This window comes from Paenibacillus thermotolerans (assembly GCF_028745515.1).
GTDB lineage: Bacteria > Bacillota > Bacilli > Paenibacillales > YIM-B00363 > Paenibacillus_AE > Paenibacillus_AE thermotolerans.
The window spans coordinates 272,397-289,630 of the sequence record NZ_JAQZSG010000001.1 but is presented as its reverse complement, the minus strand read 5'-3'; the positions used below and the strand labels follow the sequence as shown (position 1 = coordinate 289,630).

General features: G+C 57.1%; 18 protein-coding genes. All 18 read left to right on the top strand.

Annotated features, from left to right (window positions below):
• Positions 1-37 precede the first annotated feature (37 nt).
• The 18 genes from fabD to PT964_RS01340 all read left to right on the top strand — a co-directional run bounded on the left by fabD (position 38) and on the right by PT964_RS01340 (position 17,074).
• Positions 38-982: an ACP S-malonyltransferase gene (gene fabD, locus PT964_RS01425; protein WP_274361519.1), complete on the top strand. Its 945-nt coding sequence runs from the start codon at positions 38-40 to the stop codon at positions 980-982.
• 21 nt (positions 983-1,003) lie between these two features.
• The gene (fabG, locus tag PT964_RS01420) at positions 1,004-1,747 is read left to right on the top strand and encodes a 3-oxoacyl-[acyl-carrier-protein] reductase (protein ID WP_274361518.1); all 744 of its coding nucleotides are present in this window, start codon (positions 1,004-1,006) and stop codon (positions 1,745-1,747) included.
• 90 nt (positions 1,748-1,837) lie between these two features.
• Positions 1,838-2,071, top strand: coding sequence for an acyl carrier protein (acpP, locus tag PT964_RS01415; protein WP_274361517.1), 234 nt, complete (start codon positions 1,838-1,840; stop codon positions 2,069-2,071).
• A gap of 166 nt (positions 2,072-2,237) precedes the next feature.
• Positions 2,238-3,476, top strand: a complete 1,239-nt coding sequence (gene fabF / locus PT964_RS01410; RefSeq protein WP_274361516.1) for a beta-ketoacyl-ACP synthase II — start codon at positions 2,238-2,240, stop codon at positions 3,474-3,476.
• A 10-nt stretch (positions 3,477-3,486) separates the two neighbouring features.
• Positions 3,487-4,218 (top strand): ribonuclease III, encoded by a 732-nt coding sequence (gene rnc / locus PT964_RS01405; RefSeq protein WP_274361515.1) that lies wholly within the window; start codon positions 3,487-3,489, stop codon positions 4,216-4,218.
• A gap of 624 nt (positions 4,219-4,842) precedes the next feature.
• Positions 4,843-8,418 carry a chromosome segregation protein SMC gene (gene smc / locus PT964_RS01400; protein ID WP_274361514.1) on the top strand — a complete coding sequence of 1,192 codons (3,576 nt, stop codon included), beginning with the start codon at positions 4,843-4,845 and terminating at the stop codon, positions 8,416-8,418.
• Between the two features lie 60 nt (positions 8,419-8,478).
• Positions 8,479-9,483 carry a signal recognition particle-docking protein FtsY gene (ftsY, locus tag PT964_RS01395; protein ID WP_274361513.1) on the top strand — a complete coding sequence of 335 codons (1,005 nt, stop codon included), beginning with the start codon at positions 8,479-8,481 and terminating at the stop codon, positions 9,481-9,483.
• A 175-nt stretch (positions 9,484-9,658) separates the two neighbouring features.
• Positions 9,659-10,021: a putative DNA-binding protein gene (locus PT964_RS01390; protein ID WP_274361512.1), complete on the top strand. Its 363-nt coding sequence runs from the start codon at positions 9,659-9,661 to the stop codon at positions 10,019-10,021.
• Between the two features lie 28 nt (positions 10,022-10,049).
• On the top strand, positions 10,050-11,429 hold the full coding sequence (gene ffh / locus PT964_RS01385; protein ID WP_274361511.1) for a signal recognition particle protein: 1,380 nt from the start codon (positions 10,050-10,052) through the stop codon (positions 11,427-11,429).
• Positions 11,430-11,495: 66 nt separating this feature from the next.
• Positions 11,496-11,768 carry a 30S ribosomal protein S16 gene (rpsP, locus tag PT964_RS01380; RefSeq protein ID WP_274361510.1) on the top strand — a complete coding sequence of 91 codons (273 nt, stop codon included), beginning with the start codon at positions 11,496-11,498 and terminating at the stop codon, positions 11,766-11,768.
• Positions 11,769-11,793: 25 nt separating this feature from the next.
• Positions 11,794-12,024: a KH domain-containing protein gene (locus tag PT964_RS01375; protein WP_274361509.1), complete on the top strand. Its 231-nt coding sequence runs from the start codon at positions 11,794-11,796 to the stop codon at positions 12,022-12,024.
• A 79-nt stretch (positions 12,025-12,103) separates the two neighbouring features.
• Positions 12,104-12,628: a ribosome maturation factor RimM gene (gene rimM / locus PT964_RS01370; protein WP_274361508.1), complete on the top strand. Its 525-nt coding sequence runs from the start codon at positions 12,104-12,106 to the stop codon at positions 12,626-12,628.
• Entirely contained in the window at positions 12,625-13,365 is a 741-nt protein-coding gene (gene trmD / locus PT964_RS01365) for a tRNA (guanosine(37)-N1)-methyltransferase TrmD (RefSeq protein WP_274361507.1), read from the top strand. The genes rimM and trmD overlap by 4 nt, the downstream gene beginning before the upstream one ends.
• A 181-nt stretch (positions 13,366-13,546) precedes the next feature.
• Positions 13,547-13,891 (top strand): 50S ribosomal protein L19, encoded by a 345-nt coding sequence (gene rplS / locus PT964_RS01360; protein WP_274361506.1) that lies wholly within the window; start codon positions 13,547-13,549, stop codon positions 13,889-13,891.
• Positions 13,892-13,957: 66 nt separating this feature from the next.
• On the top strand, positions 13,958-14,572 hold the full coding sequence (gene lepB, locus PT964_RS01355) for a signal peptidase I (RefSeq protein WP_274361505.1): 615 nt from the start codon (positions 13,958-13,960) through the stop codon (positions 14,570-14,572).
• A gap of 18 nt (positions 14,573-14,590) precedes the next feature.
• The gene (ylqF, locus tag PT964_RS01350) at positions 14,591-15,451 is read left to right on the top strand and encodes a ribosome biogenesis GTPase YlqF (protein ID WP_274361504.1); all 861 of its coding nucleotides are present in this window, start codon (positions 14,591-14,593) and stop codon (positions 15,449-15,451) included.
• 20 nt (positions 15,452-15,471) lie between these two features.
• Positions 15,472-16,299, top strand: coding sequence for an MBL fold metallo-hydrolase (locus PT964_RS01345; RefSeq protein ID WP_274361503.1), 828 nt, complete (start codon positions 15,472-15,474; stop codon positions 16,297-16,299).
• A gap of 163 nt (positions 16,300-16,462) precedes the next feature.
• Positions 16,463-17,074 (top strand): ribonuclease HII, encoded by a 612-nt coding sequence (locus PT964_RS01340; protein ID WP_274361502.1) that lies wholly within the window; start codon positions 16,463-16,465, stop codon positions 17,072-17,074.
• Positions 17,075-17,234: the final 160 nt, after the last annotated feature.

Genomic DNA, 17,234 nt, shown 5'->3' with positions numbered 1-17,234 from the left:
TTTTCTCGATAAAGAAAAGAAATAGGGAGCGGATCAGATGGGTAAGACGGCATGGGTATTTCCCGGCCAAGGCGCGCAAACCGTCGGCATGGGGAAGGACGCTTGGACGGATGTTGAGGCGGCGAAGCGGTTGTATGAAGCGGCGGATTCGGCCGTAGGCTTCGAGCTGTCGCGCATCGCATTCGAAGGGCCGGAAGCGGAGCTGAAGATGACAGCCAATACGCAGCCGGCGCTGCTGACGACAAGCCTCGCTTACTTGCATGCTTTCAAAGCGGCCGGCGGCGCCGATGCTCGGCCGGATTACGTTGCCGGTCATAGTCTCGGCGAGTGGACGGCGCTTGCTGCGGCAGGAGCGCTGGAAGCGAGCGAAGCCGCTCGTCTTGTGCATATGCGCGGCCGGTTTATGGAAGAAGCGGTTCCGGGAGGGCGCGGCGCGATGGCGGCCGTGCTCGGGGCGGAGCGCGAAACGCTCGGCGAGCTTTGCCGTGCGGTCAGCGCGGAGACGGGTCTCGTGGAGCTGGCGAATTTGAACTGCCCGGGACAAATCGTCGTGTCCGGAACGCGGGAAGGCGTAGAAGCGCTCGCCGCGCGGGGCAAAGAAGCCGGCGCGAAGCGGGTCATTCCGCTGGAAGTAAGCGGGCCGTTTCATTCGTCGCTAATGAGACCGGCGTCCGAGCGGCTGGGCGAGCTTCTCGGGAGCGCAGCCGTTGGAGCGCCGTCCGTACCTCTCATCGCTAACGTAACGGCGGAGGTAACCGGCGATGCGTCGGAAATTCGCGGGCTGCTCGTCCGCCAAGTGTATTCTCCCGTATTGTGGGAAGACAGTGTAATGAAGATGATCGAGCTCGGCGTCGATACGTTCGTAGAGTTCGGTCCGGGTTCCGTGCTGGCGGGACTTATTAAGAAAATCAGCAAAGACGTCCGCACGATTTCCGTTAACAGCGTGGAAGCCGCGAGAGAAGCGGTACCCGCATTGCTATAGCGCTAAGGAGAGGTGAAGCGAATGCTGCTCGAAGGAAAAACGGCGCTGGTCACCGGCGCATCGAGAGGAATCGGCAGGGCGATTGCGCTGGAGCTTGCCGGCGCGGGCGCGGACGTTGCCGTCAATTACGCGGGCAACGAAGCCGCGGCGCAAGAGGTGGTGGCGGCCATCGAAGCGATGGGACGCAAAGCGTTTGCCATCAAGGCGAATGTCGGCGATGCGGCTCAAGTGGACGATATGGTGTCGGTTACGCTGGAGCGTTTCGGCAAAATCGATATTTTGGTCAACAACGCGGGCATTACGCGCGACAATTTGCTCATGCGAATGAAGGAAGAAGAGTTTGACGACGTTATTAATACGAACCTGAAAGGCGTCTTCAATTGCATCAAGGCGGTTACGCGCCCGATGATGAAGCAGCGCGGCGGCCGGATCATCAATATTTCCTCCGTCGTCGGCGCGCTCGGCAATGCGGGCCAGGCGAACTATGTCGCCGCCAAAGCCGGCGTCATCGGGATGACGAAGTCCGTCGCGCGCGAGCTCGCTTCCCGGAATATTACCGTAAACGCCGTTGCGCCGGGCTTTATCGAAACGGACATGACGGATAAGCTGACGCAAGAGATGAAGGACGCGATGCTGAAGCAAATTCCGCTCGCCGCGTTCGGCAAGCCGGAATCGGTGGCGAAAGCGGTGCGGTTCCTCGCTTCCGAGGACGCCGCGTATATGACCGGACAGACGCTGCATGTCGACGGCGGAATGTACATGTAAGACCGCAGTTCCGCATAGTCTGTATATAACAGGACATGCTGTGGCATTTTGGCGATGGTTTTCGTATAATACGTAGAGGAGGTGAACCGGATGTCCGACGTTTTCGAACGTGTGAAAAAAATTATCGTCGACCGCCTTGGAGTTGACGAGGCCGAAGTAACGCTTGAAGCTTCTTTCAAGGAGGACTTGGGCGCCGACTCTCTTGATGTCGTCGAATTGGTAATGGAACTGGAAGATGAATTTGATATGGAAATCTCCGATGAGGATGCGGAGAAGATCACTACGGTGGGAGAAGTAGTGAATTACATACAATCTCATACGTAAGATGGAGCATTCGGGTCCCGTTTTCGCAAGGAACGGGACCTCTCCACTTCTACCGTTCCTTCAGGGCATTCCTTTCACTGAAAGCTTGAGAAAAACATAAACGGTGTTATCGTTTGTTAATAGAATGGTTGACTACAATAACTGTTTCTTAATTGAGGTGGGTCCTGTGAAGCATCGAGTGGTCATTACGGGGATGAGCGCCATTACGTCGCTCGGACGCGATTTGGATACGTTTTGGAACAATTTGATGGAAGGAAAATCCGGGGTGTCGCACATCGAAGCGTTCGATGTAAGCGAATACCCGACGCATATAGCGGCAGAAATTAAAAACTGGAACCCCGAAGAGTACATGGACAAGAAGGAAGCGCGCCGCATGGACCGTTACGTGCAATTTGCGGTTGCGGCCACCCAGCTTGCGCTGAAGGATGCGAACCTGAACATTCGGGAAGATATGGACCCTGAGCGTGCGGGCGTGTATATCGGCTCCGGCATCGGCGGTCTCGGCACATGGGAGGAACAGCACAAGGTGCTGCTCGAGAAAGGTCCGAAGCGGGTGTCGCCGTTCTTCATTCCGATGATGATCGCGAACATGGCGTCGGGACAAGTGTCGATTTTAACCGGCGCCAAAGGCCCGAACACGACGACCGTAACGGCCTGCGCAACGGGGTCGCATACGATCGGCGATTCGATGCGCTTGCTGCAGTCCGGCGAAGCGGACGTTATGATTTGCGGCGGCGCGGAAGCGACGATTCGCCCGACGGGGCTGGCCGGCTTCAGCGCGATGCGCGCGATGTCGACCCGCAACGACGAGCCCGAGCGGGCAAGCCGTCCGTACGATGTCGACCGCGACGGCTTCGTCATGGGCGAAGGCGCGGGCGTGCTCATCCTTGAGACGCTGGAGCATGCGCAAAAGCGCGGCGCGCGCATTTACGCCGAGGTGATCGGCTACGGGATGAGCGGCGACGCGCACCATATGACCGATCCGGATCCGAACGGGGCGGCGCGCTGCATGAAGAAGGCGCTGAACGACGCGGGGCTCGCGCCGGAGGACGTCGATTATATTAATGCGCACGGCACTTCTACGCCGGTAGGCGACATTTCCGAGACGAAGGCGATTAAGGAAGCGTTCGGCGATCATGCGTACAAGCTTGCGGTTTCCTCGACCAAGTCGATGACGGGCCATTTGCTTGGCGCAGCCGGCGGCGTCGAGGCCGTTATTTGCGGCTTGGCGCTTGTGAACGGGGTCATTCCGCCGACGATCAACTTGGAAAATCAAGATCCGAAGTGCGACCTGGACTATGTGCCGAACAAGCCGCGCAAGGCGGATTTGAACGTCGTGTTGTCCAATTCGTTCGGCTTCGGCGGACATAATGCAACGATCATTTTGAAAAAGTTCGAGGGGTAAAGGGATTGCGATGACTGCGACTGCGGGCGATTGGGAACGGCTGCAAAGCGAACTGCATATTCGATTTGTGAACGGTGCGCTGCTGCGCGAGGCTTTCACTCATTCGTCTTATGTTAACGAGCATCGGGACGCGACGCATAACGAACGGCTCGAGTATTTGGGCGACGCCGTGCTGCAGCTGGCGGTTGCGGATTACTTGTTCCGCACGTACCCTGCTTGGCCGGAAGGCAAGCTTACGTTCGTGCGGGCGGCGATCGTGCGCGAAGGCGCGCTCAGCAAGCTGGCTGTCCGGCTTTCGCTTGGTTCGTATGCGCTGCTGGGCCGCGGCGAGGAGCTGTCCGGCGGGCGGAGCCGGGCTTCGCTGCTCGCGGATTTGTTCGAGGCGCTTGTAGGCGCGATATATTTGGACGCGGGCTGGGAAGCGGTGCAGCGGTTTTTGGCGGCGCACATGTTTCCCGAAATCGAGTCGTACGTGGCTCGGGGAGTGATCGACGCCAAGTCGCGCCTGCACGAGCGGGTACAGCACGAAGCGCTCGGCACGATCGAGTATGCGGTCGTGGAGGAGCGCGGTCCGGCGAACGAGCGGGAGTTCGTGATCGAAGCCCGTTTGAACGGGCAGGCGCTGGGCCGCGGCGTCGGGCGGACGAAGAAGGACGCCGAGCAGGAGGCAGCCGCGGAGGCGCTGGAGCGTCTGGGCGCGTCCTCGTCGGCATCTTCGTCTTCCTTGGGTAAGAAGCGGTAGCGTATGCGAGCCGCGGTTGAGGCTGAGCAAGGGGAGCAAATCCCTTAGTCAGGTGCCTCGGCCGCGGCTTTTGTGCTGAGTTGGGGGAATCCGATGCAGCACCTTACACCGGCAAGTAGCTGCTTCCAACGGAACCTAGTTCCGTTGCTCTGAGCCGCACCGCATGATCGACCGCCTCGAACGGAACGATCTTCCGCTGCAGCACCTCACACCGACAAAGTAGCTGCTTCCACGGAATCTTCCATTGTTGAGTGACTCGATCGTATAAGGGAAAATGAAACTAGTGCCAAAATTTGGCGCTAGCCGTGTCGCCGAGTGCGGATACCGGTAAGTTAGTACCAAAACTTGGTGCTAACATGGGTGTTACGCCGGAGAGTGCAGGAGTTAGCACCAGAATTTGGTACTAACCAAGGCGCTGCGTCCGAGAGTGCGGGAGTTAGCACCGGAACTTGGTACAAACCGTGCAGGAACCACCGACGAAGGGAAGCGCTTATTTGTGGTACCTGCTTCCCAAGAGAAGGTTTCCATTTTCACCGACGTTTCCGAACATATCCCCCGGCTCAAAGCGCAAAAAGAATGCGGCCCGGTTTCCTTTTGTGCTACAATACGGTGGGGTGATTATGCTTGTTTCTGAAAAGATTGGAGCTGGCCGGCTTTAAATCGTTCGCGGACCGCACGGAGCTGGAGTTTGTTTCCGGCATTACGGCGGTTGTCGGCCCGAACGGAAGCGGCAAAAGCAATGTTTCCGACGGGATTCGCTGGGTGCTCGGCGAGCAAAGCGCAAAAAGCTTGCGCGGCGGGAATATGCAGGACATCATTTTTGCCGGGAGCGACGCCAGAAAAGCCGTAAACTTCGGCGAAGTATCATTAACGCTGGATAATACCGACAACGCGCTGCCGCTGGATTTTAGCGAGGTTACGGTCACCCGGAGAATTCACCGCAGCGGTGAAAGCGAGTATTTCATCAACAAACAGCCGTGCAGGCTGAAGGATATAACCGAGCTGTTCATGGATACGGGAATCGGGAAAGAAGCGTACTCCATCATCGGACAAGGCCGGATCGAGGAAATATTAAGCACGCGGTCCGAGGACCGGCGCGGAATATTCGAGGAAGCGTCCGGCATCGTCAAATACAAATCCCGGAAAAAGGAAGCGCAAAAAAAGCTGGATGAGACGGAAGCGAACTTGGTCCGGATTCACGACCTTACCTCCGAGCTCGAAGACCAGCTGGAGCCGCTTCGCGTGCAATCGGAGAAAGCGACGCAATTTAAAGCGCTCAAGGAAGAGCTGAAGTCGAAGGAAATTTCGCTGTATGTCCACAACATCGGAGAGCTTCACCAATCGTGGACGGAAGCGAACGCCGTGCTGACCAAGCTGCGCAATGAAGAGCTTGAGCTGTCATCGATCGTTTCCGCTCATGATGCAAAGCTCGAAAGCAACCGCTTGGAGCTGCGAAAGCTGGAAGAGAAGCTCGAGGAGCTGCAAGCCGAACTGCTGCGGACGAGCGAAGAGCTGGAGAAAAGCCTGAGCGTCGGCGAGGTGCTGAAGGAGCGGCGGAAGCACGCGGAGGAAAATATCGCAGGCTACCAAGAAACGATCGCTGCGCTGGAGACAAAGCTGCAGGAGCGCCGCGCCGAAGAGGAGCAAGTGAAGCTCAAGCGAGACGAAGTTTCCGCGCAAGTGGAGGAGCTGCAGCGAAGCATTACGGCGGAAGAAGACCGATTGATCGCCGAAGCGGGCGGCATGGCCGGAGAAGAGGAAGAAAAGCTGAAGGCGGAGCTGCTGGACAAGCTGAATGAGCTCGCCTCCGCCCGCAACGAGCTGAAATACATAGAAGCTCAATCGGAGCAAGCGGATCGGCGTTCGACCCGGTTAACCGAAGAAAAAGAAAAGTCGGAAACGAGAGTCCGCGAGCTTGAAGCGGCGCATGCCGATTGGTCGAAGCGGCTCGCCGCCTTGCAGGGAGACATCGAGAGCGAACGAAATCGATATATGGATCTCGGACAGGCGATCCACGAAAAGCAAGGATTGCTGGAGGAAGCGCAGGGCATGGTCCGCAAGTGGGAGCAGAAGGTGGATTCTCTCGTCTCCCGGCGTGAAACGATGAAAGACCTCGCCAATGATTATGACGGCTTTGCCGTCGGCGTTAAAGAAGTATTGAAGGCGAAGCAGCGCGGCGGCCTGCACGGCATCCGCGGCGCGATCGCCGAGCTGATCCGGGTAAGCGGGAAATATGAAACCGCGCTTGAAACCGCGCTGGGCGCCTCGCTGCAGCACATTGTAGTCGACAACGAGGGGCGTGCGAGGGAAGCGATCTCTTATTTGAAGTCTCGTCAGGCAGGACGTGCAACCTTCTTGCCGCTGGATGTCATCAAGCCGAGAACGATTCCGGAGACCGAACGGCGTACGGCATCCGGAGCCGAAGGCTTCGTAGGCATTGCGTCCGAGCTTGTGCAATACGAGGAAGAGTACGCTTCGATCGTCGGCAGCTTGCTCGGGAATGTCGTCATCGCCGAAACGCTCGAGCAGGGCAACCGGATCGCCGCAAAGCTCGGCTATCGTTACCGGGTCGTCACGCTGGAAGGCGATGTGGTCAATGCCGGCGGGTCGATGACCGGAGGAAGCCTGCAGAAGAAGAACGTATCTCTGCTCGGCCGCCAGCGCCAATTGGAGGAGCTGGGGCAAGAGATTGAGACTGCGGAGAAGCAGACGAATGAGCTGCGCGTCCGTGTGCAGCAGATGCGCGAGGACGTCGCGAAAGCGCAGAAGGAGCTGGAGCTGTGCCGCGAAACCGGGGAGCGCAAGCGCCGCGAGGAGACGGAAGCGCGCGGAGAGCTCGGCCGGCTCGATGCCGAGCTGCGCAATGCGCGGGCGCAGCTGCAAATTATCGAGGCCGACACGGCCGGCCTCGCCGAGGAGCGCGCCGCGGAGAAGGGCAAGCGTACGGAGCTCGCCGAGCGCATTGAGCGCCTCACGGGCGAAGAGGCGAAGCTGAACGAGGCGATCCGCCAGGCGGAGCTGACGCGCAAGGCGGCGCAGTCCGCGAAGGAGGAGCTGCAGCAGCTGCTCACCGAATGGAAGGTGAAGGCGGCCGCGGCGAATCAGGACAAGCAATCGCTGCAAGCGCAGCTGCAGCGGATCCGCCAGGAGACGGAAGCTTTGGAGCAAGAGCAGCGGGAGGCGCAAAGCGCCGTCAAGCGACTGCAGGATGAGCTGCTAAACCTCGAGAGCGAGACGGTATCGCGTACGGAGCACGGCAACCAACTAAAAATCAACAAGGAACGATGCGCCGAGCAGTTGGATTATAAGCGGGCGGAACGCGCTAAGCTTGTCGTACAGCTGGAGCGGGAGGAGAACGAAACCCGCGACGAACGCAACCGGTTGAAAGCGATCGAGGAGCAGGTGCGGCAGACGGATATTCGCGTCAACCGCCTCGATGTCGAGCTGGACAGCTTGCTGAAGAAGCTTGCGGAGGATTACGAGCTGAGCTACGAGCTTGCGAAGGAGCGTTACCCGGTGCCTGACGACGTGCCTGCGGTGCAGAACGAGGTGCGCGAGCTGAAGCGCAAAATTTCCCTCCTCGGCGAGGTCAATCTCGGAGCGATCGAGGAGTACGCCCGCGTCATGGAGCGCTGGGAATTTCTATCGGGCCAAAGAAAGGACCTCATCGAGGCGAAAACCGCGCTGTACGGCGTCATCAAGGAAATCGAAGGCGAGATGTCCAAGCGGTTCCTGACTTCGTTCCAAGCGATTCGCGAGCAGTTCACGGATGTGTTCACCCGCTTGTTCGGCGGCGGACGCGCAGACCTCGTACTGTCGGAGCCGAACAATTTGCTGGAAACCGGCATCGACATCGTCGCGCAGCCCCCGGGCAAAAAGCTGCAAAACCTGCAGCTGCTTTCCGGCGGCGAGCGCGCGTTGACGGCGATTGCGCTGCTCTTCGCCATTCTGCGCATTAAGCCGGTGCCGTTCTGCGTGCTGGACGAGGTCGAGGCGGCGCTGGACGAGGCGAATGTCGCCCGCTTTGCGCAATATTTGCGCGAATTTTCGAACCAGACGCAGTTTATCGTAGTAACCCACCGCAAAGGGACGATGGAGGAGGCCGACGTGCTGTACGGCATCACGATGGAGGAAGGCGGCGTGTCCAAGCTCGTCTCCGTCCGTCTGGACGAGGACGAGGAGCCGCCGATGACGGCCTAACGCAGTGCCGGGATCGGCGGCCGACATCCATATAAATCTCGATAAGTGGAGCGTGAAACCTTGAGTTTTTTCAAAAGGCTGAGGGAAAGCATCTCTTCGAAGGCGGAAGAGGTCACAAGCAAATTTAAAGAAGGATTATCGAAAACCCGGAACGCGCTCGTCGGCAAAGTGGAGGATTTGTTCCTCCGCCGCAAAAAAATCGACGAAGCGTTCTACGAAGAGCTCGAAGAAATATTGATCGGAGCGGACGTCGGCGTGAGCACGGTCATGAAGCTGATCGACGATCTGCGCAAAGAAGTGCGCCAGCAGCGCATTGAAGAAGCTTCGGAGCTGCGCCCGATCCTCTCCGAGAAGCTTGTGGAGCTGCTCGGAGGCAACGGCGATGACGGGCAAGCCGGGACGCTGCATACGGCAGAGTCGGGGCTTACGATTTATCTCGTCGTCGGCGTCAACGGCGTCGGCAAGACGACGACGATCGGCAAGCTGGCGCACCGCTTCAAGCAGCAGGGCAAGTCGGTGCTGCTTGCGGCCGGGGATACGTTCCGTGCCGCGGCTATCGAGCAGCTTGAGGTGTGGGGTCAGCGGGCCGGCGTGGACGTGATCAAGCAGAGCCAAGGAGCCGACCCGGCTGCGGTCATTTACGACGCGGTGCACGCGGCGAAGCAGCGCGGGGTGGACATACTGATCTGCGATACGGCCGGGCGACTGCAAAACAAGGTCAACCTGATGGAAGAGCTGAACAAAATGTACCGCGTCATTCGCCGGGAGGTGCCGGAGGCGCCGCACGAGGTGCTGCTCGTCCTGGATGCGACGACAGGGCAGAACGCGCTGCAGCAAGCGAAGCTGTTCGGCGAAAAAACGGGCGTAACCGGCCTCATTCTAACGAAGCTGGACGGCACGGCGAAGGGCGGTATCGTCATCGCGATCCGTCAGGAGCTGGAGCTGCCGGTGAAATTCGTCGGCCTTGGAGAGAAGATGGACGATTTGCAGCCGTTCGATTCCGAGCAGTTCGTGCATGCGCTGTTTTTGACGACCGCATCCGAAAGCGAAAAATCCGAAGAATAAATGATAAACGCTTGTCCGGCGCATTACGTCGGACCGGCGTTTTTTGTTCCGGGATGAAGGTGAATTGCCTATCAAGGTAAATGCCTTGACAAGGCGGCAGGCCATGCACTATACTATCCAAGGTGATTGTAAAGTGATTTCCCTTGACGGGGAACACGCGGAAGGAGCGGTAACGATGCCGGAACGGACGGAACCCGTCGAACGGGACGCGCTCTCGAAGACGAACCGCATCAATCTGCTGTTTGATTTTTACGAATCGCTGCTGACAGACAAGCAGCGGACGTTTCTGAAATATCATTTCCATGACGATTTTTCGCTTGGCGAGATCGCGGAGGAATTCAACGTATCGCGCCAAGCGATCTATGAGCATATCAAGCGGGCGGAGACGACGCTGGAGGATTACGAACGCAAGCTCCGCCTGTATGAAAAACACGAGAAGCGCACCCGCCTCGCCGAGCAAATCCGCTCGGAGCTGGAGGGCGCCGCAGACCCCCGGCAGCGGGAGAACATTCTCGCGCTGCTTGCCGAAATGCTATAACGATTGATCAGCATAGGAGGTGACTTGCATGGCATTCGAAGGATTATCCAGCCGGTTGCAAAGCGTATTCTCGAAGCTGCGCAGCAAAGGGAAGCTGACCGAGGACGACGTAACCGAGGCGATGCGCGAGGTGCGTCTGGCCCTGCTTGAAGCTGACGTGAACTTCAAGGTCGTGAAGGACTTTGTTGCGAAGGTGAAGGAGCAAGCGATCGGACAGACGCTCGAGAAGGGCTTCAACCCGGCGATGACCGTCGTCAACATCGTCAACAAAGAGCTGACGGAGCTGATGGGCGGAACGAACGAGAAGCTCGCGCGGTCCAATCGGCCGCCTACGGTGATCATGATGGTGGGCTTGCAGGGCGCCGGCAAGACGACGACAACAGGCAAGCTTGCAAAGCTGCTCTTGAAGCAGAATCACCGCCCGCTCCTCGTTGCGGCGGACATTTACCGTCCGGCTGCGATCAAGCAGCTGCAGGTGCTCGGCGAGCAAGTTCAAGCTCCCGTATTCTCTCTCGGCGACCAAGTGAGCCCGGTCGAAATTGCGAAGCAAGCGGTCGCGCATGCGAAGGAGCACCATAACGATTATGTCATTATCGATACCGCCGGCCGCCTTCACATCGACGAAACGTTGATGGCGGAGCTGCAGAGCATCCGCGAAGAGACGAAGCCGGACGAAATTTTGCTCGTCGTCGACGCGATGACGGGTCAAGACGCCGTCAACGTGGCGGAGCACTTCAACTCGCAGCTTGAGCTCAGCGGCGTCGTCCTGACGAAGCTAGACGGCGATACGCGCGGCGGCGCGGCGCTCTCCGTCAAAGCGGTGACCGGCAAGCCGATCAAGTTCGCGGCGCTCGGCGAGAAGCTGGATGCGCTCGAGCCGTTCCATCCGGAGCGGATGGCATCCCGGATTCTCGGGATGGGCGACATGCTGTCTCTCATCGAGAAGGCGCAAGCGAACATCGACGAGGATAAAGCGAAGGAAATGGAGCGCAAATTCCGCAAGGCGGAATTTACGCTGGAGGATTTCCTGGAGCAGATGCAGCAGGTGAAGAAGCTTGGGCCGCTCGAGAACATTCTCGAGATGCTCCCCGGTATGAGCAATATGAAGCAGCTGAAGGACGCGAAAATCGATCCGAAGCAGTTTACCCGTGTGGAAGCGATCGTCCTTTCGATGACGAAGGAAGAGAAGCAGCGGCCTGAAATCATTAATCCGAAGCGGAAGCAGCGGATTGCGGCGGGCAGCGGCACGACGGTGGCCGATGTGAACCGTCTGCTCAAGCAATTCGAGGACATGAAGAAGGTTATGAAGCAGCTTTCGGGCATGATGGGCGGCAAAGGCAACAAAATGATGAAGAAGCTGGGTAAAGCGAAAGGCAAGGGCGGCGGCATGCGGTTCCCGTTTGGGTAAGCCGCAAACCTCGCGGTCGTCGGCACAACATAAACCGGTTCATTTTTTGAAGGAGGTGAAAGTTTCATGGCAACACGTATCCGTTTGAAGCGTATGGGTGCTCACAAGGCTCCTTTCTATCGTGTAGTCGTTTCCGACTCCCGTTCTCCGCGTGACGGTCGATTCATCGAAGAAATCGGCACTTACAACCCGGTTGCACAACCGGCTCAAGTATCGATCGATGAGGAGAAAGCATTGAAGTGGCTGCAAAACGGCGCGCAAGCGTCCGACACAGTTCGTCACTTGTTCAGCAAAGCAGGCATCATGACAAAATTCCACGAATCCAAGCTGCAGAAATAATCGGTAGCGGATCGGAGGCGCGCCTATGGAACTGTTAGTGCGCACAATTGTCCAAGGGCTTGTCGACCATCCGGACGAAGTCCGGGTGGATGTAACTGAAGACGAGCAATCCGTCCTATACGAATTGCGCGTCAATCCGGACGATGTCGGCAAAGTGATCGGCAAGGGCGGCCGCATTATTAAAGCGGTCCGCACCGTCGTCACCTCCGCATCCGCCCGCAGCGGAAAGCGGATTTCCGTCGAAATCGTTTCTTAAGCGCAAGGGTTAGGACTTGTTCCTAACCCTTTTGCGCATCTTAAGTCTGATGATGACCATCCCCGGAGGTACTTCCCTAATGAATCCGAAATATTTGCTTGTAGGTAAAATCGCCAATACGCACGGCATTCGCGGCGAGCTGAAGGTTTGGCCGGAAACCGATTTTCCGGAGCAGCGCTTTCGCAAAGGAGCCGAGCTGCTGCTCGTTCATCCCGAACAGGATAGCATGACGGTTCCGGTTACGGTGACGTCGGCCAGAGATCAAAAAAACCTCTACATCGTAAAGTTCGAGCAGTTCCATAATATTAACGAAGTAGAGAAATACAAAGGCTGGAGCCTGAAGGTGTCGGCCGACAAAAAGGCGGAGCTTTCGAAGGACGAATTTTACTTCCACGATATTATCGGATGCGAGGTCGTTACGGAGGAAGGGGAAACCGTCGGCACAATCACCGAGATTTTGCGCCCGGGTGCCAATGACGTATGGGTCGTTTCCAGAGACAAACAGAAACCGGCATATCTTCCTTATATAGAAGACGTAGTGCGCTCGGTTGACATAGAGGCAAAGAAAGTGACAATTCGCGTGATGGAAGGGCTTCTCGAATGAACATCGATGTGCTGACTCTGTTTCCGGAGATGTTTGCCGGCGTGTTCGGCTCAAGCATTCTCGGGAAAGCGCAGGAGAAAGGAATCGTAAGCTTAAACGCGGTAAATTTCCGGGAGTTTTCGGGAAACAAGCACAACACTGTGGACGATTATCCATACGGCGGCGGAGGGGGGATGGTGCTGAAGCCGGAGCCGATTTTTTCGGCGGTGGAGCACTTGACGCCCGAGGGCGAAAAGCCCCGCATTATATTGATGTGCCCGCAGGGGGAAACGTATTCGCAGCGCAAAGCGGAGGAGCTTTCCAAGGAGGAGCGGCTCATCTTCATTTGCGGCCATTACGAGGGGTATGACGAGCGCATTCGCGAGCATTTGGTCACCGATGAAATATCGATCGGCGATTATGTGCTGACCGGCGGGGAAATCGCCGCCATGGCCGTCATCGACAGCGTCGTCCGGCTGCTTCCGGGCGCGCTTGGCAACGAACAATCCGCAGTCACCGACAGCTTCAGCACGGGACTGCTCGAATATCCGCATTATACCCGGCCTGCCGAGTTCAGGGGCTGGACTGTCCCCGACGTGCTGCTTTCCGGCCACCATGAGAATGTAAACAAGTGGCGCCGGAAGCAATCGCTTCACCGGACGTGGCAGCGGCGTCCCGATCTGCTTGCGAACGCCGAGCTGACGGCTCTGGAACGCAAGTGGATTGAGGAGTGGGAGCAAGGTTCTGGAGAAAAGTAAGGTTTATGGGAAAATGTTGCGCGTATAACGAAACGTTTTTCTTGTCATGGACATGAGTTTATGATACTATATTTTTTGTGTGTTTGTCGGATTAACGGGCGGTCCTCTGTAAGCGGTGAACGGAACCGTTAGAGCGTTCCCGGAGCGATCAAGAACGCCTAGGACGGAAGGAGGGAATTCCATGAGCAATTTGATTCAAGAACTGACACGCGAACAACTTCGCAGCGATTTGCCGAGCTTTCGTCCCGGCGATACACTGAGAGTTCACGTTAAGGTAAAGGAAGGCAACCGCGAGCGTATTCAGGTGTTCGAGGGCGTTGTCATTAAGCGCCGCGGCGGCGGAATCAGCGAAACGTACACGGTTCGCAAAATTTCGTACGGTGTGGGCGTTGAAAGAACGTTCCCGCTGCACAGCCCGCGCGTAGACAAGATCGAAGTACTGCGCCGCGGTAAGGTTCGCCGTGCGAAGCTTTACTACTTGCGTAATCTCCGCGGTAAAGCCGCAAGAATTAAAGAAATTCGTTAATCGAATGAAGAGAAGCGGGGGCTTGGGTATCAAGTCCTCGTTTTTGCATACAAGGGGGTTAATCGCATGGAAGAACGGCTAGACTCCAAGCCTTCCGACGACAGTTCCGAGAAGGAAGGCAAACCATCCGACTGGAAAACCGAGGCGGTCGACTGGGCGAAGGCGCTGGCGGTAGCGGCAGTCCTTGTCGTCGTGATTCGCTTTTTCTTATTCTCGCCTTTTATTGTCGAAGGACCGTCAATGTACCCGAACTTTTTTACGGGCGAGCGCATTATCGTGAATAAGATTTTATATGATATTCGGGCGCCTAAGCGGGGAGAAGTGATCGTCTTCCATTCGCCGTTTAATGCGGATTATATTAAGCGGGTCATCGCTTTGCCGGGCGAGACGGTGGAGGTTCGCGGAGATACGGTGCTTGTGAACGGCGAGCCGATCGAAGAGCCATATATTCAGAATGAGAAGGATATGAACGCCGAAGCGGGTACAACCTATAACAACAAAGATTATGAGAAGGCGACCGTGCCGGAAGGGCATGTGTTCGTCATGGGCGACAACCGCCCGAATTCGCAGGACAGCCGGGATATCGGGTTTATCGCTTACGACAAAATCGTCGGCAGAGCCGATGTCGTCATCTGGCCTTTGCCTGAAATTCGTTTTATCCCGCATACGAAACCGAATTAAGAGAGGCTATCGGGCACAATGACCATACAATGGTTCCCCGGGCACATGACGCGTGCCCGCCGGCAAATCGAAGAAAAATTAAAGCTGATCGACGTTGCGATCGAGCTGCTCGACGCCAGGCTGCCGATCTCCAGCCGCAATCCGATGGTGGAGGACATTCTCGGCGGCAAGCCGAGGCTCGTGCTGCTGAACAAGATCGATCTCGCCGACCCGGCCGTAACCGAGCGATGGGTGAAAATATTGGACGACGACGGCGTAAGCGTGCTCCCGATCGATGCGGCGAGCGGAACCGGAGTGAACGGGATATTGCCGCGCTGCCGCTCTCTTGTGGCGCCGATGTTCGAAACGTGGGCGCGCAAAGGCATGGCGCCGCGCGCAATTCGTTCCTTGATCGTCGGCATTCCGAACGTAGGGAAATCGACGTTAATCAATCGGCTGGCCGGCAGAAGCATAGCGGCAACCGGCGACCGCCCCGGCGTAACGAAGGGACAGCAATGGATTAAGGTCGGCAATGAGCTTGATCTGCTCGATACGCCCGGCATTTTATGGCCGAAGTTCGAGGACGAGAAGGTCGGACTGCGCCTGGCGGCAACGGGAGCGATTCGGGATGAAATATTGCATTCCGAGGATGTTGCGTTTTATTTGGTGAAGCATCTGCTGCGGCATTATCCGGCTGTCTTTTCGGAGCGCTACGATATTGACGAACTGCCTGATGACATGGAAAATCCGCAAGAGGTCGTCGAGCTGATGGAAGCGGTCGGCCGCAGACGCGGCTGCGTCGTGAGCGGCGGCAAAATCGACCTGACGAAAGCGTCCGAAGTTCTGCTGCGCGATTTGCGTACGGGAAGATTGGGACGAATTTCGATGGATATACCTTGATTCGGGGAGCGGCGTCAGAAATGATTCAACGGAAAGATAACCATTATACGGTGTTTCAAAGCGCTTTGTTTGCGACAACATCGACGGTAGTCCAGACGAAGGATCTCGTACTGCTCGTCGACCCGACATGGCTGCCGCAAGAAGTGGAGCACATTCGGGGGTACGTGTCTTTTATTCGCGGCGACCGGCCGCTTTATTTGCTGTTTACCCACTCCGATTGGGACCACATCCTCGGTTACGGGGCGTTCCCGGACGCGGTGACGATCGGCTCGCGGGCACTGGCCGAGCGCTCGGATCCGGAATCGATTCTGGAGCAAATTCGTACGTTCGACGATAAATATTACGCCGTGCGGCAGTATCCAATCGTGTTTCCGCGCATCGATGTAACGGTGGAACGGGACGGCCAGCAATTGACGGTCGGGGATACGACGTTGACGTTTTATTTGGCTCCCGGACATAGCGACGACGGCATCTTTGCGATTGTCGAGCCTGAGGGCGTATGGATCGCGGGCGACTATTTATCGGATATCGAATTCCCGTTCATATACGACGGAAGCGCCGCATATGAGGAAACGATGGCGAAGGTGCCGGCCATTCTCGAAAAGCACTCGGTTGGCGTGATGATTCCGGGACACGGGATGGCGACGTCGTCTGCCGATGAAATATTGTTTCGGTGCAAAAAAAGTTTGGATTACATAAAAGAAACGAGGAAAGCCGTTGCGGAAGGGCGGGAGTCGGACACTTTCGCGGGGCTCGAAGCGTATGCATTCCCGAAAGGCATGAAAATGGCGCACGAGGACAACCTTCGTCTGCTCCGGCGGGAGCTGGGAATAGACGAGGCGAAATAGAGGCTTTATCGTCCCCGATTGCGGATCGTATGGTCCGTCAGTCGGGGATTTTTTGTGTTTGATTCGCTTTTGCCGCTGCGTACTGGAAACATTTTTCCAAATTTGATGTCAGGTGTCGGTTTCCGTGCTACAATGTCGGGTAGGTTGGGAGGCTTGTGTACGCATGAATACATACGAGATGAACATATGGAGCGAAGGATACGCGCGGATTGCCGGAGTGGACGAGGTGGGGCGCGGCTGCTTGTTCGGGGATGTGGTGGCTGCGGCGGTCATTTTGCCTAAAGGGCTTGTCATTGACGGTGTGGACGATTCCAAGAAGCTCTCGGAAAAACGGCGCGAGGAGCTGTACGACATCATTATGGGGGAAGCGGCCGCCGTCGCCGTCGGGCGTGTGGATGCGGAGACGATCGACCGGATCAACATTAAGCAGGCTTCGCGATTGGCAATGAAGCTGGCGGTGGAAGGGCTTGAGCCGTCTGCCGATTACTTGCTGGTCGATGCGGAGAAGGTCGATGTTGCGCTCCCGCAGCTGGCCGTTATACATGGGGACGCTTTGTCCCAGTCGATCGCGGCGGCATCGATTGTTGCGAAGGTGACCCGCGACCGCCTATGTGCGGAGCAGTGGGATTTGGAATACCCGGAATACGGAATCGGCATACATAAGGGCTACGCCACGAAGACGCACAGGGAACGGCTGCTTCAGTTCGGACCGTCTCCGCTGCACCGGAAATCGTTTCTCGGCAAATTGTTTGCGGAGCAGATGGAGCTTTTTTAAGCGGCCGGTACAAAAATGGGATGCTTAAGCCGATATAAAGGTGCATAAAAGGGACGCTCTTGCCGGTTATGCGGTGCAAAAACGGGCGCTCTCGCCGATATAACGATGCAAAAATCGACCGATCTCGCCGATATAACGGTGCAAAAATCGGCCGCTCCTG

What these genes read in the sequence shown, in the direction of transcription:
- lepB (WP_274361505.1), top strand. Translation starts at nt 13,958, where the DNA reads ATGGAAGAACGGCTAGACTCCAAGCCTTCCGACGACAGTTCCGAGAAG.
- ffh (WP_274361511.1), top strand. Translation starts at nt 10,050, where the DNA reads ATGGCATTCGAAGGATTATCCAGCCGGTTGCAAAGCGTATTCTCGAAG.
- PT964_RS01345 (WP_274361503.1), top strand. Translation starts at nt 15,472, where the DNA reads ATGATTCAACGGAAAGATAACCATTATACGGTGTTTCAAAGCGCTTTG.
- rimM (WP_274361508.1), top strand. Translation starts at nt 12,104, where the DNA reads ATGAATCCGAAATATTTGCTTGTAGGTAAAATCGCCAATACGCACGGC.
- PT964_RS01340 (WP_274361502.1), top strand. Translation starts at nt 16,463, where the DNA reads ATGAATACATACGAGATGAACATATGGAGCGAAGGATACGCGCGGATT.
- fabG (WP_274361518.1), top strand. Translation starts at nt 1,004, where the DNA reads ATGCTGCTCGAAGGAAAAACGGCGCTGGTCACCGGCGCATCGAGAGGA.
- PT964_RS01375 (WP_274361509.1), top strand. Translation starts at nt 11,794, where the DNA reads ATGGAACTGTTAGTGCGCACAATTGTCCAAGGGCTTGTCGACCATCCG.
- trmD (WP_274361507.1), top strand. Translation starts at nt 12,625, where the DNA reads ATGAACATCGATGTGCTGACTCTGTTTCCGGAGATGTTTGCCGGCGTG.
- PT964_RS01390 (WP_274361512.1), top strand. Translation starts at nt 9,659, where the DNA reads ATGCCGGAACGGACGGAACCCGTCGAACGGGACGCGCTCTCGAAGACG.
- fabD (WP_274361519.1), top strand. Translation starts at nt 38, where the DNA reads ATGGGTAAGACGGCATGGGTATTTCCCGGCCAAGGCGCGCAAACCGTC.
- ylqF (WP_274361504.1), top strand. Translation starts at nt 14,591, where the DNA reads ATGACCATACAATGGTTCCCCGGGCACATGACGCGTGCCCGCCGGCAA.
- acpP (WP_274361517.1), top strand. Translation starts at nt 1,838, where the DNA reads ATGTCCGACGTTTTCGAACGTGTGAAAAAAATTATCGTCGACCGCCTT.
- rpsP (WP_274361510.1), top strand. Translation starts at nt 11,496, where the DNA reads ATGGCAACACGTATCCGTTTGAAGCGTATGGGTGCTCACAAGGCTCCT.
- rplS (WP_274361506.1), top strand. Translation starts at nt 13,547, where the DNA reads ATGAGCAATTTGATTCAAGAACTGACACGCGAACAACTTCGCAGCGAT.
- rnc (WP_274361515.1), top strand. Translation starts at nt 3,487, where the DNA reads ATGACTGCGACTGCGGGCGATTGGGAACGGCTGCAAAGCGAACTGCAT.